The following is a 13,054-nucleotide window of genomic DNA, read 5'->3' as shown; positions in this document are numbered from 1 at the left end:
TTTATGACTGTGAAATCAGTCCAAGGCCTTGGAACCCATTTCTTCCAGAAGGTCTTTTTTGATATCGTAGAGCTTCTGGGAAAGGTCTACATATACTTTCTGTGGATTTACAAAACGGCGGGACTCATCCCAGAGTGTATTCTGTTCCTGCTGGCAGAAGGCACGGAGCTCCATGACAGACGGAGAAGTGTATACACGTTTGCCTCCTTTGATCACCGGAACAAGAAGTTCTTTCAGTTCGTAGGTACCGCCAAGGACTTTGGTCTTTTTCCATGTGTCTACCGGGTCAAAGATGATCATGGTTTCTTCCGGATTAAATACTTCATCTTTGAGACAGATCAGGTCGGCTTTGATTTTGCCGGTGGATTTGCCATAAATACGGTATACGGTCTTATCTCCCGGATTGGTGACTTTTTCGGTGTTCTCGGATAATTTGATTTTCGGAATGAAGGTGCCGGTAGCTTCGTCTTTTACAGCGGCAAGTTTGTAAACACCGCCAAATGCAGGATTATCCTTGCTGGTGATCAGGTTGGTTCCGACACCCCAGGAATTGATCTTGGCATTCTGGGCCTTCAGGCTCTCAATGAGATATTCGTCCAGATCGCTGGAAGCGGAAATGGTGGCATCGTCAAAACCGGCTGCGGACAGCATTTTGTAGGCTTCTTTGGAAAGATAAGCAAGGTCACCGCTGTCGATACGGATGCCGTAATGCGTGAGCGGAATACCTTCTTCTCTCATTTCCTCAAATACACGGATGGCGTTGGGAACACCGGATTTCAGGACATCATAGGTGTCTACCAGGAGCGTACAGGAATTGGGATATAATCTTGCATAGGTCTTGAATGCAGTATATTCGTCCGGGAAACTCATAATCCAGCTGTGTGCATGGGTTCCGAGGACGGGTACGTCAAACATCTGTCCGGTAAGGACATTGGAAGTTCCGGCACATCCGCCGATAACTGCCGCACGTGCGCCGAAAATACCTGCATCCGGTCCCTGGGCACGTCGGAGACCAAATTCCATAACGCCGTCTCCCTTGGCTGCGTAGCAGACGCGCGCTGCTTTGGTGGCAATCAGGCTCTGGTGGTTGATAATATTGAGAATGGCTGTTTCCACAAGCTGTGCTTCCATAATGGGAGCGACAACTTTGACAAGTGGTTCACGCGGGAAGATGACAGTGCCTTCCGGGATGGCGTAAATGTCGCCGGTAAAATGAAAATCGCTTAAGTATTCCAGAAAATCTTCTTCAAAAATATGAAGGCTTCTCAGGTATTCAATATCCTCTTCTGTGAAACGGAGATTCTCAATATATTCAATCATCTGCTCCAGTCCTGCTGAGATCGCGAATCCGCCATCGCATGGATTGTTGCGGTAGAACATGTCGAAAATTACGGTCTGGTTGTTGTGATTTTTAAAATAGCCCTGCATCATGGTGAGCTCATAGAGGTCTGTGAGCAGAGTAAGGTTCGTTGCTCTCATATGTTTTCTCCTTATTTGCCTGCAGTGTCCGGGCACTGTGTGATTGGTGATGTATGTTATTGTATGGACAGATGGATAGTCATTAAATTTACCCTATTATAACATACTTTTTACAAATGGAACGAAAAATATTTGGTATCTGTTAAAAAGTATTGCACTGGTTGATAAGAGGGAGTCCCTCTTTGTAATTGGCAAGATTTTGGAGGACAATTCCGCAGATGCGGTCCAGAGTTTCCGGCATGTGAAATCCTCCGGAACAGTGGGGAGTCAGCAGGATATCGGGTTCTTTCCAGATCGGATGATCGGAAGGAAGCGGTTCGGGTTCGATCACTTCCAGTCCTGCGCCTGCAATCTGTTTTTCCTGAACTGCCTTCAGAAGGGCGTCCGTGTCCACAAGACTTCCGCGTCCTCCATTAAAAAACAGTGCGGTATTTTTCATGAGCTGGAATTGATGTTCGCCCATAAAATGATAATTTTCCGGAGAAGCCGGAAGGCAGACGATAACAAGATCTGCCAGAGGAAGGACCTCATTCAGCTGCTCCATGGTGTACAATCTGTCTGCATAATCCGGACAATTATGGATATTTCGTTTGATGCCGATGACATGATTTCCAAGGGCATGGAGTACCTGTGCAATTTTGGAGCCGATGTCTCCCATGCCGATGATCAGTGCAGTCTGGCCGTGAAGAGGACGGACGGTTCCGTGATCTTCCCAGCATTGCCGGTTCTGGCTGTCGCGGTATAGATGGAGTTTTTTGCTCATGGCAAATATCATGGCAAGCATGTGTTCCGATACTGCAGGACCATATGCTCCGGCAGCATTGGTGAGTATGCAGCCGTCCGGGAGTATACCGCTCTCCAGGTATTCCGCAAAACCGGCGGAATTCAGCTGAAGCCATTTCAGGGAGGTGGCTTTTCGAATGGTATCGCAGGGAAGATTGCCGATGATGATTTCTGCAGCCTGCAGGTCTTCCTCAGTGATTTCAGATGCGGAAGTGAAACAGAAATCAAAGGAGTCGTTCATTTCCAGCATTTTCTGCCTGCAGGATTCTGTGACAGGCAGAGTTACGAAAGTTTTATGTTTCATTGTAGATTCCTCTTTTTTACGCAAAATATAATGAACCTATTTTATCATAGGAAAGGGGCAGATGGGAGAGAATATTTAAAAATCGAAAAAAATAAAAAAATTTAAAAAAAGGGCTTGCATTTTCATTTTATATGTTATATAATACCACTTGTCTTGAGCGAGCAGAACTCGCAAGAGAGAATAAAAACATATAGGGCTATCGCCAAACGGTAAGGCAACGGACTCTGACTCCGTCAGTTCAAGGTTCGAATCCTTGTAGCCCTGCTAAAGAGAACGGGTATCTTCGATGAGAAGATGCCCGTTTTTTTTGTGTTATGTTACAATATGTACAGACGAAATTGTATTTGATGGATGTAAAGTTATGGAGGAAATGGATCATGGATATTTGGGAAAGACTATATGAAAAGGCGAAAGTACAATATCACCCGGAAGAGATATCTCCTTTTGTTTATGGTCATAATGTGGTTTGTGCGTTAGAAGCGGAAAATGGTGAAATATATGTGGGATTTTGTATGGAAAGCTGCGGCGGCGTTATGAATCTTTGTGCAGAGCGGGTAGCGGCATTGAATATGTATGTCAATAGTGGACAAACAAAAATTAAGCGTTTGATTGCATTTCGGGATAAGGCACCATATGGAGGTGGCAGTGGTATGCCTTGTGGGGCCTGCCGAGAATTTTTCTACCAATTAAACGAAGAGAATGAAGATATGGAAATCCTGGTTGATTACGAAAAAAGAGAGGTTGTTACATTAAAAGAATTGATGCCCAACTGGTGGGGGAAAGAACGATATAAAGAAGCAAAAACAAACGGATAACAGAGTTGTTTTAGGTAAATGGGGAAATGTGCTTTCATTCTACCAGCATATGCAGAAAAGGGGAATGTGGAAATATTAATGTACATATTTTTATGAAAAGTTAATTGTTTTACAGAATAAAGAAATGTATAATATTATTAGAGCAGATGTTATAGATGACGATGAAATATAGAGGAGTGAGTCATATGACGATGTTAAAAGAGCAGGCGGTTGAAATGCTAAAAAAACTTCCGGATGAGAAGGTTGTTTTTTTAATAAAAATCATGGAAGGATTAGAAGGGTTGGGAAATAAACCGAAGCATAGTGATAAAATGGCAGCTTTGAGAGAAATACAGAAATATAGGGGAAGATTGCCGGAAGATTTTGATTATAAAAAAGAATTAGCAGAGTCAAGAGAGGAGCGCTATGCTGGTATTAATTGATACTAATGTTTTGATTGATTATATACAAAAGCGGACGCCTTTTTATATAAGTGCAGAAAAAATATTCAATGCGTGTGCAGAAAACAAAATGGATGGCTGTATTGCTGCTCATTCAGTTTCAAATTTATTTTATATTCTTCGTAAGCGGTTTACTGTAGAAGAGAGAAAAGAATTATTGAAAATGTTATGTACAATTTTTGCGCCGTTGAGAGACATTGAGAAATTTAAAAATGCCTGTACGGTAATAAATGGAACTCTTGCCTGGGATATTTCTGGTAAATGGGATGAATCTGATTGCATAGATATTGATCCGTTTACAGTGTACGAATTGGATGGAATCAATAACATGATTGCATAGAATGGTTGTTGGAGATTGCATGTGTAAAGAAATGCAGTTGTTAATTGATAGAGAGCTTGCAGACTCTGAAATTGCAAGGCACACCATCAGGGACGGAGTTTTCTGGCTCACATTATAAAAATGGTGTAAGGAGAATCTTAGATACTTCTTACACCATTTTTATGTGTACAAAGGAGCTGCACACGAATTGCTTAGTGAGACAGCTCCGTAAAATTATGTCGATTTTTATCCCATATAAACAGTTACATGATATTCCGTCTTGCCTTCTTCTGCTGGAATGCAGCAGCCTTCGTATTCTTTGCCGTCTACGACGATCTTCTTTACACCTTTTTGTACATTGTCCGGGTTCTTTACATCCACATGGTAAGTAGCTCCGCGGTACTGTCTTGTAAGAGAGAAGTCACCGAAGCCTTCCGGAATACATGGATCGATGCAGAGTCCCTGGTAGGATGGCTGCACACCCAAAATAGCCTGAGAAAGATTCCAGAACGTCCATGCAGCGGTTCCGGTCAGCCAGCTGTTTTTCGCTTCGCCGTGGAACACGGCATCTGCACCGGCGATCATCTGTGAGTAAACATATGGCTCGGTGCGGTGAATCTCACTGATGTTTTCGATGTAGGACGGACAGGTCTTTTTGTAAATCTCAAAGGCACGGTTTCCACGGCCGATAACGGTTTCTGCGATGGAAACCCAGGGATTGTTGTGGCAGAAAATACCAGCGTTTTCTTTGTATCCCGGCGGGTAGGAAGAAATCTCACCAAGGTTCAGATAATACCTGGTATAAGCAGGCTGCAGGATCATGATGCCGTATTTTGTATCCAGATATTTTTTGACAGAATCCAGTGCCTTTTCTGCAAGCCCTTCTTTTACACCGATGCCTGCGATTACACAGAAGCCCTGTGGTTCGATAAAAATCTTGCCTTCTTCACATTCGTGGGAACCTACCTTCCGGGACTCTGCGTCGTATGCGCGGAGAAACCATTCTCCATCCCAGCCGGCATCCAGAACAGTCTGATACATTTCGTCAACGGCTTTTTCAGCTTCGGCTGCTTTGTCTGCGTTGCCGTGGATACGGCTGATTTCTGCAAATTCTTTTCCATATTTTACAAACATACCTGCAATAAATACAGATTCTGCAACCGGTCCTTCGGATGGGCCGGTGGTCTGGAAGGATTCGCCCGGCTCTTTGGAGAAGCAGTTTAAGTTCAGGCAGTCGTTCCAGTCAGCACGTCCGATCAGAGGGAGCTTGTGCGGACCTAAATGGGTATTGATATAAGTGAAGGAGCGGTTTAAATGCTCGTACAGCGGCTGTGCTTTATCCTCCTGGTTGTCGAAAGGAACCATCTCATCCAGAATGGAGAAATCTCCCGTTTCTTTTAAATATGCGGAGACAGCGGCTATCAGCCACAGCGGGTCATCGTTAAATCCGCTTCCGATATCCAGGTTGCCTTTTTTGGTAAGAGGCTGATACTGATGATATGCGCTTCCATCTTCAAACTGGGTGGCTGCGATATCCAGGATACGCTCTCTTGCACGATCCGGAATCAGATGCACGAAGCCCAGAAGATCCTGGCAGGAATCACGGAAGCCCATGCCGCGTCCGGTTCCGGATTCATAATAGGAAGCGGAACGGGAAAGATTGAAGGTTACCATACACTGGTACTGGTTCCAGATGTTTGCCATACGGTTTACATGAGGGTCATTGCTCTCTACATGGAAGCGGGAGAGAAGTTCGTCCCAGTACTGGTTCAGTTTTGCAAAAGCATCGGCTACCTGTTCGCTTGTCTGGAAACGGGCGATCATTTCGTGAGCCGGCGCTTTGTTGATTACATTTGGGGCTTCCCATTTCTGGTCGTCCGGGTTTTCACAGTAACCCAGAACGAAGATCAGCTCTTTTTCTTCACCTGCAGCTAAGGTCACATTGATTTGGTGGCTGGCGATGGGATACCATCCGCTGGCAACAGAGTTTCTTGCCTTGTTTTCTTTTACGGCTTCCGGAAAAGCATTGCTCTTGCCGGCGCCCAGGAAAGCGTCGCGGCTGGTGTCGAAGCCGTCAATGTCTGCGTTTACGGTAAAGAAGCTGTAGTGGTTGCGGCGTTCTCTGTATTCGGTCTTATGATAAATGGTGCTTCCCTCAATCTCTACTTCACCGATGCTTAAGTTTCGCTGGAAGTTTGTCATATCGTCCACAGCATTCCAGAGACAGAACTCTACATAGGAAAAAAGAGAGAAGGTTTTGGTCCCGGAGGAAGTGTTCTTCAGTGTGACTTTATTAATTTCGCAGGCGGCATCTACCGGCACGAAAGCCAGCACATCTGCCTCCAGTCCGTTCTTTGCTCCGTGGAATTTGCTGTATCCCATTCCGTGACGGCACTCGTATGCGTCCAGAGGAGTCTGGGAAGGCATGGTTGCCGGATTCCAGATTTCATTTCCGTCATGGATGTAATAATACTTGCCGTTAGAATCCAGCGGAATGGAATTGTAGCGGTAACGGGTGATTCGAAGAAGCTTCGCATCTTTATAGAAGCTGTAACCGCCGCTGGTGTTGGAAATCAGAGAGAAGAAATCCTGAGAGCCCAGGTAGTTGATCCATGGCAGCGGAGTGTCAGGCGTGGTAATGACATATTCTTTTGCAGCGTCATCAAAATAACCAAAATTCATAATAATCCTCCTTTAACGGATAAGTGAGTCTAAAAAAATTATCAGTATAATATTGATATTTTGAAAATAATACGAAACGATTTAGAAAAAGAAAGATTATTTACGAAAACGAGTAAGTTAAGAAATAAACAAGCTTACTTCATCACTTGTTCCTGCAGGAAACAACCTGCCATGTGGTAAGAAACTTTTTATGTAATGAAAATAAAATCTCCCATACGCCCTCAGTATAGCGGATAAAACACCTAAAATCAACACTTTTTCTATATATTTCGGTAAAAAGGAAAATACGAAACACCTGGAATGGAAAAAGGCGGGAGAGCTGAAGACTGCGAAAAGCCTTTCGCTAATATAGAAATGTTTCGAGAACGAAAAATTTCGTAAAAAATGGCGCGTTTTATGAAAAAACGCCTTTTGCACGTAGATAAATACAATGGTATTTTGTGCAATAAAACTAAAATGTTCAAAATATATAAAAAATCAAAAGAAATGCTTGAAGTTTTGTGAAAAAAGATATAAAATATAATTACGAAAACGATTTAGCGAAACGAAAGAATGATTGAGGCACACACCTATGGTTTCAATGAAAGAGGTCGCAAGAAGATGCAATGTCTCCGTAGCCACCGTCAGCAAGGCGATGAATGGTTACTCTGACATTGGAACAGAGACAAAAAACTATATATTAAAGACTGCATCTGAAATGGGATATCTTCCAAACTCTTCAGCCAGAGCATTAAAGACCAAAAGGAGTTACAATCTGGGAGTGTTATTCGTTGACGAAGCCAGAAGCGGTCTTACCCATGATTATTTCAATCATGTGTTGGAAAGCTTTCGGAAGACGGCACAGGAAAGGGGGTACGACATCACCTTTACAAACGGAAAAGTATCCGGACAGAAGATGAGCTATTATGAACACTGCCGATATCGGGGGGTGGACGGAGTAGTCATCGCCTGTGTAGACTTTTACACAGAGGAGGTTCTGGAACTTGTCCGTTCGGAAATACCGGTCGTGACCATTGACCATGTTTTTGATGGAAGAATTTCAGTGGTTTCCAATAACGTTCAGGGAATGGAAGAACTGGTGTCTTTTCTGTATGAGAAAGGGCACAGAAAAATTGCTTACATCCACGGAGAGGATTCCTCAGTAACCAGAGCCCGCCTGACGAGCTTTTACCGAACCGCCCAGAGCCTTGGCCTGGAGATACCGGAGGAATACATTCGCACTGCACCTTACAGAGATGCGGACAGTGCAGCGGAGGAGACGGGAGTTTTACTTGATCTGCCAGATCCCCCCACCTGTATTCTTTACCCGGATGATTATGCAGCGTTTGGAGGATTCAATGAGATCCGTGAAAGAGGTCTGAAGGTTCCGGATCATATATCTATTGCAGGATATGATGGAATCACAGCAGCAAGAATCCTGGAGCCGAAACTGACGACCATTTGTCAGGATACGGAGGCCCTCGGAAGAATTGCGGCAGAGAAGCTCATCGATCTGATCGAAAATCCCAAAACTGCACTGATTGACAAATTTACCGTAGATGGAACCTTATTTACAGGCGCATCCGTAAAATCATTAAAGTAGTCATTTCTATTACGGGATAAGTAATTAGAAATAGAACAGAAAAAAGTTTGAAATTATTTCAGGAGGTAGCAAAAATGAAGAAAAAAGTGTTAAGTGCTGTATTAGCAGCATCCATGCTGGCTGGTATGACCGCAGTTCCTGTATTCGCAGAGGAAGCGGCAGAAGAAGGAAAAGTTTTAAATATTTACTGCTGGAATGAAGAGTTCAAATCCCGTCTGACCGATCACTATCCGGGATACGAAGAAGTTGACGGAACTCATGGAAAAATCGGCGATGTAGAAGTTGTCTGGAACATCACCCCAAGTGATGACAACGCATACCAGAATAATCTGGATGAGAACCTGTTAAAACAGGCTGATGCAGCAGCAGATGACAAGATCGACCTGTTCCTGGTTGAAGCTGACTACGCTCTGAAGTATGTAGATACAGAATACACCATGAATGTTGCAGATCTGGGAATCACTGATGAAGATCTTGCACAGCAGTTCCAGTATACACAGGATATCGTTACAGATTCCAACGGAAATCTGAAGGGTGTTTCCTGGCAGGGCTGCCCTGGACTTCTTGTTTACAACCGTGACGTAGCAAAAGAAGTATTAGGAACGGATGATCCTGCAGAAGTACAGAAATCTGTAGCTGACTGGGATACCTTCCTTGCTACAGCACAGACAATGAAAGATGCCGGATACTTCATGACATCTTCCGTAAATGATGCTTACCGTGTATTCTCCAACAACGTAACAAGCAAATGGGTAGAAGACGGTGTGATCAATGTTGATGAAAATATTGAAAAATGGGTTGAAATTTCCAAACAGATGGTAGATGCAGGCGAGACCAATACCTACGAGCTGTGGAGTGATGACTGGAGCAAAGGCTTCTATCCGGAAGGCAAGACATTCTGCTACTTCGGACCGGCATGGTTCTTTGACTTCTGTATGGCAGCTGATACCGAAGGAAGTATCGCAAACGCAGGCGGCTGGGCAGCTACTGAAGGACCGCAGGGCTTCTTCTGGGGCGGTACATGGATCTGTGGTGCAGCCGGCACAGACAATGCTTCTCTTGTAAAAGATATCATGCTGAAACTTACCTGTGATGCAGACGTTATGACTGAAATCGCAAAAGCAGACGGCGACTTCGTAAACAACAAAGGCGCTATGGAAGCTCTTTCCACAGATGATACATTCGGTGATGCTATCCTTGGCGGACAGAACCCGATCGCTAAATTCCTTGGCGGAATCGATTCTATCGACTTAAGCAACCTTTCCGCATACGATCAGGGCTGCAACGAAGAATTCCAGAACGCTATGAAGAACTACTTCGAAGGCAACGCAGCTACTTATGAAGAAGCTCTGGAACAGTTCTACACTGCAGTTATCGAGAAATATCCGGAATTAAGTAAACCTGCTGAATAATGATATTTCATAAATAACAACAAGATAATATCAAGTCGGTAATGCACGCCATGCCTGCTTAGGCAGGTATGGCGTTTATGATGCAGGTATCTGCGTTCTCATGCAGGGGTGGCATCAGTTTTTTACATTTCATATGGGCAATAAGTGAAGTTTAAAGATTTGCTGCGAACTTTGCATGGAAAGGAAAAAGCCAGGAGGTGTTTGTTTTATGGAACATAAGAACAATAAAAAGGCCGTAAGCTACAACAAATGGGGCTACATATTTCTGATTCCGTTTGCTGTTGCGTACATCGTCTTTCAGTTAATTCCGCTGTGCAGTACCATCTGGAACAGTTTTTTTGAAAATTACCGTTCTGGTCTTACCCAGGTTGGACCTAATTTTGTAGGATTGGAAAACTACAAAGCCCTTCTCTCCAATGGAGACCTTTTGGTATATTTCAAAAATACCATGATCATGTGGGTGATGGGATTTGTTCCCCAGATTCTTGTATCGCTTCTTCTGGGCGCATGGTTTTCTGACCCGCAGCTTCGGCTGAAGTTTATCAATTTTTTCAAAACCGTGATCTATCTGCCAAACCTGATCATGGCTGCCGCATTTGCAATGTTGTTCTTTACTTTATTTGCAGAGAGCGGTCCGATCAACTCGATTCTTATGAGCATGGGTGTGATCAGTGCACCGTATAAGTTCTTTTCGCATACGTGGAGCGCGAGAACGCTGGTAGCTTTGATGAACTTTTTGATGTGGTTTGGTAATACCACGATCCTTCTGCTGGCAGGTATGCTTGGTATTGATACCTCCCTGTTTGAAGCGGCAGAAGTGGACGGGGCAACCTCCACGCAGATTTTCTTCCGCATTACACTGCCTCTTCTGAAACCGATTTTGATTTATGTAATGGTAACTTCTCTCATCGGCGGTCTGCAGATGTTTGATGTACCGCAGATTCTCACAAACGGAACAGGAGATCCAATGAGATCTACCATGACCCTGATTATGTTCCTGAACAAGCATCTGTTCAGCAAGAACTATGGTATGGCCGGTGCGCTTTCTGTATTACTGTTCTTAATCACCGGTGCGCTTAGTATTTTGATTTTCAGGTTTACAGCTAAGAAAGAAAATTAAGGAGGTGCAGTGGTATGTCAGATCCAAATAAAAAACAAAAAGGCGTTGGCATTAAGACAAGAAGAACCATTGCATATGTAGTATTGATTTTTATGGTTGTCCTGTGCCTCTTCTGGTTTTATGTTTTGATTATTAATGCAACAAGATCCAACGGTGAAATGTCCAAAGGCTTCACACCGATTCCAAGCAAATATCTTTGGACGAACTGGAAGAACCTTCTGAAAGGTACTCTTCCGATATTTAGCGGTTTGATCAACAGCCTGATTGTTGCCGCGTGCAGTGCAGTACTGAGTGTTTATTTCTCCACCATGACTGCATACGCCATTCACGCATATAATTTCAGGTTGAAAAAACCGATTTTCACCTTTATCCTGATGGTTATGATGATCCCGACTCAGGTTACCGCACTTGGTTTCGTACAGCTGGTTTCCAGGATGAAGCTGGAGGATTCTTTTATTCCGCTGATTGCTACGACAATCGCGGCCCCCATTACTTTCTACTATATTATACAGTATATGGAAAGTAACCTTCCCATCTCTCTTGTGGAGGCGGCCAGAATCGACGGATCCGGAGAATTCCATACCTTTAATAAGATTGTGCTTCCGCTTATGAAACCTGCGATTTCTGTACAGATGATTTTTGCCTTTGTAACCAGCTGGAACAATTACTTTATTCCGGCATTGGTACTTCACAGTGATGATAAAAAAACATTGCCGATTTTGATCGCACAGCTTCGTGCAGCAGACTTCCTGAAGTTTGATATGGGCCAGGTGTATGTGATGATCCTGTTCTCCATCTTACCGGTTGTGATTGTTTATCTGTTACTGTCCAGAAATATTGTAGGCGGCGTTGCTGCCGGCGGTGTAAAGGGTTGATACCTATAAATGAGCAAATATCGAAAAATGCACAAAGTTACCCTACTAATTCTAAAACTTCCTCAAGTGTGGCACCATTTTTAATGAATTGATGCAGATTCCCAAGCTATTCCTCTTTTATCTGCTTTTGTAAATGGGAATATCCTTCTTCAAATGTACAATAGCTTCCCTTACATGTGCAGCATAGATAATGTGCCAATGACATGATTAGCCAGTATCTCTGAATTCCCTGTTTGGAACGGATCTGATACTTATCCAATGCAAGCTTACTTTTGCTCTGGCGGAAAAATAATTCAATCGGCCATCGTCTGGTGTACGTATCTAGGATCTCCTGTGTGGACATTCCTACATTAGTAGATAGAAATATCCTTAATGCTTTGGATTCCCCAAAGGCTTCACGGGGATAGCTGAAAATAACAGCTGCATTTGGAATGCCATTGAGTTCTCCTTCATAGCGATACACATAAAACTCCCTACCGCCAACGGTCACGAGGTTGACTTTGGGATCAGATTTTCTTAAATGAAGGGCAAACTCACTGGCTTTTTGACGAATCCCGCATGGATAAATAATCCTGTTCGTTTTTAATGCACCAATCGTGTAGTAGCCTTTTTGAATAAAACTGTCCATCACTTTGGCAGAAGTATACCAGCTGTCACAAAGGAAATAAGAGATTACTGGTGCTATGGGAAGTTCCTTTGCAATTTCCTGTACAATCTGAATCTTTGATTTGGATTTATCATACAGGATAACGGCATAATTCAAAACAATCCCATTGCAGGAAAGCATGACAGATACGACCTGATGCCCATAATCCTGACGCCTTTTTAAATGAGACTGATGGAAATACGCAGCTTCGATGGGATGCAAAGCCTGTGACGAGGGTTTTGCATGCGAAGCGATTGTATCATCCACAATACAGAAAATAGGCTGTCCGGAACGTTGAGCTTCCTGATAAATAATCTGAATCACACTACTTTTTAATGTATCTTGCAGAGCAATGTCATTCCACTTGCCATGATTCAGGAAATGAGAAATGGTAGTTCTGTGGTGATGACTTACTTGAGCAAAATCAATGGTTTTGCCTCTGTATCCACGAAGGAAAACAGAAACAATAATAGTCATTAAATGGTTCAAATATACGTCGGATAAAAACTGACCGAGTTTTAGAGTTTTAAAGTAATTGTAAATTTTGTTAGAATGATGTATACTGTTTGCAACGGACACCCCCTTGTTTGAGTGAGT

Annotated in this window: 11 protein-coding genes and 1 tRNA gene; 8 read left to right on the top strand and 4 right to left on the bottom strand. The window is 43.4% G+C overall.

Going from position 1 to position 13,054, the window contains the following annotated elements; genetic code table 11:
• Window positions 1–15: 15 nt before the first annotated feature.
• Together ACTNEW_RS08205 and ACTNEW_RS08200 are read right to left on the bottom strand one after the other, a co-directional pair.
• A complete protein-coding gene (locus tag ACTNEW_RS08205; protein WP_441059838.1) occupies window positions 16–1,479 on the bottom strand; it encodes a nicotinate phosphoribosyltransferase in 1,464 nt (487 codons plus the stop codon).
• Window positions 1,480–1,621: 142 nt separating this feature from the next.
• A complete protein-coding gene (locus tag ACTNEW_RS08200) occupies window positions 1,622–2,566 on the bottom strand; it encodes a D-2-hydroxyacid dehydrogenase (protein WP_441059836.1) in 945 nt (314 codons plus the stop codon).
• 192 nt (window positions 2,567–2,758) lie between these two features.
• Between ACTNEW_RS08200 and ACTNEW_RS08195 the strand changes: the two genes are divergently transcribed.
• The 4 genes from ACTNEW_RS08195 (at window position 2,759) to ACTNEW_RS08180 (ending at window position 4,161) form a co-directional block, all read left to right on the top strand.
• A tRNA-Gln gene (locus ACTNEW_RS08195) sits at window positions 2,759–2,830 on the top strand.
• Between the two features lie 113 nt (window positions 2,831–2,943).
• A complete protein-coding gene (locus tag ACTNEW_RS08190) occupies window positions 2,944–3,381 on the top strand; it encodes a cytidine deaminase family protein (RefSeq protein WP_441059834.1) in 438 nt (145 codons plus the stop codon).
• Between the two features lie 185 nt (window positions 3,382–3,566).
• Entirely contained in the window at window positions 3,567–3,803 is a 237-nt protein-coding gene (locus ACTNEW_RS08185) for a dihydrodipicolinate reductase (RefSeq protein ID WP_441059832.1), read from the top strand.
• Complete coding sequence (locus tag ACTNEW_RS08180; protein WP_441059830.1) at window positions 3,787–4,161, top strand: type II toxin-antitoxin system VapC family toxin; 375 nt, start codon at window positions 3,787–3,789, stop codon at window positions 4,159–4,161. The genes ACTNEW_RS08185 and ACTNEW_RS08180 overlap by 17 nt, the downstream gene beginning before the upstream one ends.
• A 225-nt stretch (window positions 4,162–4,386) precedes the next feature.
• Here ACTNEW_RS08180 and ACTNEW_RS08175 read toward each other — a convergent pair whose 3' ends face one another.
• Entirely contained in the window at window positions 4,387–6,822 is a 2,436-nt protein-coding gene (locus ACTNEW_RS08175; RefSeq protein ID WP_441059828.1) for a GH36-type glycosyl hydrolase domain-containing protein, read from the bottom strand.
• Between the two features lie 571 nt (window positions 6,823–7,393).
• Here ACTNEW_RS08175 and ACTNEW_RS08170 point away from each other — a divergent pair.
• The 4 genes from ACTNEW_RS08170 to ACTNEW_RS08155 all read left to right on the top strand — a co-directional run bounded on the left by ACTNEW_RS08170 (window position 7,394) and on the right by ACTNEW_RS08155 (window position 11,811).
• Window positions 7,394–8,404, top strand: a complete 1,011-nt coding sequence (locus ACTNEW_RS08170) for a LacI family DNA-binding transcriptional regulator (RefSeq protein WP_441059826.1) — start codon at window positions 7,394–7,396, stop codon at window positions 8,402–8,404.
• A gap of 113 nt (window positions 8,405–8,517) precedes the next feature.
• Window positions 8,518–9,816, top strand: coding sequence for a carbohydrate ABC transporter substrate-binding protein (locus ACTNEW_RS08165; RefSeq protein WP_441059890.1), 1,299 nt, complete (start codon window positions 8,518–8,520; stop codon window positions 9,814–9,816).
• Between the two features lie 208 nt (window positions 9,817–10,024).
• Window positions 10,025–10,936 carry a carbohydrate ABC transporter permease gene (locus tag ACTNEW_RS08160; protein ID WP_441059824.1) on the top strand — a complete coding sequence of 304 codons (912 nt, stop codon included), beginning with the start codon at window positions 10,025–10,027 and terminating at the stop codon, window positions 10,934–10,936.
• Window positions 10,937–10,950: 14 nt separating this feature from the next.
• The gene (locus ACTNEW_RS08155) at window positions 10,951–11,811 is read left to right on the top strand and encodes a carbohydrate ABC transporter permease (RefSeq protein WP_441059822.1); all 861 of its coding nucleotides are present in this window, start codon (window positions 10,951–10,953) and stop codon (window positions 11,809–11,811) included.
• Between the two features lie 106 nt (window positions 11,812–11,917).
• Here ACTNEW_RS08155 and ACTNEW_RS08150 read toward each other — a convergent pair whose 3' ends face one another.
• Window positions 11,918–12,934: a transposase gene (locus tag ACTNEW_RS08150; RefSeq protein ID WP_441059820.1), complete on the bottom strand. Its 1,017-nt coding sequence runs from the start codon at window positions 12,932–12,934 to the stop codon at window positions 11,918–11,920.
• Between the last annotated feature and the right edge of the window lie 120 nt (window positions 12,935–13,054).

Source organism: Blautia sp. HCP3S3_G3, from assembly GCF_052063365.1.
GTDB lineage: Bacteria > Bacillota > Clostridia > Lachnospirales > Lachnospiraceae > Blautia_A.
The sequence above is the reverse complement of the archived record's forward strand: the minus strand, read 5'-3'. Positions and strand labels throughout refer to the sequence as shown.

Coding starts and splice junctions, on each gene's coding strand:
- ACTNEW_RS08175 (WP_441059828.1), bottom strand. CDS start 6,822: ATGAATTTTGGTTATTTTGATGACGCTGCAAAAGAATATGTCATTACC.
- ACTNEW_RS08200 (WP_441059836.1), bottom strand. CDS start 2,566: ATGAAACATAAAACTTTCGTAACTCTGCCTGTCACAGAATCCTGCAGG.
- ACTNEW_RS08180 (WP_441059830.1), top strand. CDS start 3,787: ATGCTGGTATTAATTGATACTAATGTTTTGATTGATTATATACAAAAG.
- ACTNEW_RS08170 (WP_441059826.1), top strand. CDS start 7,394: ATGGTTTCAATGAAAGAGGTCGCAAGAAGATGCAATGTCTCCGTAGCC.
- ACTNEW_RS08155 (WP_441059822.1), top strand. CDS start 10,951: ATGTCAGATCCAAATAAAAAACAAAAAGGCGTTGGCATTAAGACAAGA.
- ACTNEW_RS08150 (WP_441059820.1), bottom strand. CDS start 12,934: ATGACTATTATTGTTTCTGTTTTCCTTCGTGGATACAGAGGCAAAACC.
- ACTNEW_RS08160 (WP_441059824.1), top strand. CDS start 10,025: ATGGAACATAAGAACAATAAAAAGGCCGTAAGCTACAACAAATGGGGC.
- ACTNEW_RS08185 (WP_441059832.1), top strand. CDS start 3,567: ATGACGATGTTAAAAGAGCAGGCGGTTGAAATGCTAAAAAAACTTCCG.
- ACTNEW_RS08165 (WP_441059890.1), top strand. CDS start 8,518: ATGCTGGCTGGTATGACCGCAGTTCCTGTATTCGCAGAGGAAGCGGCA.
- ACTNEW_RS08205 (WP_441059838.1), bottom strand. CDS start 1,479: ATGAGAGCAACGAACCTTACTCTGCTCACAGACCTCTATGAGCTCACC.
- ACTNEW_RS08190 (WP_441059834.1), top strand. CDS start 2,944: ATGGATATTTGGGAAAGACTATATGAAAAGGCGAAAGTACAATATCAC.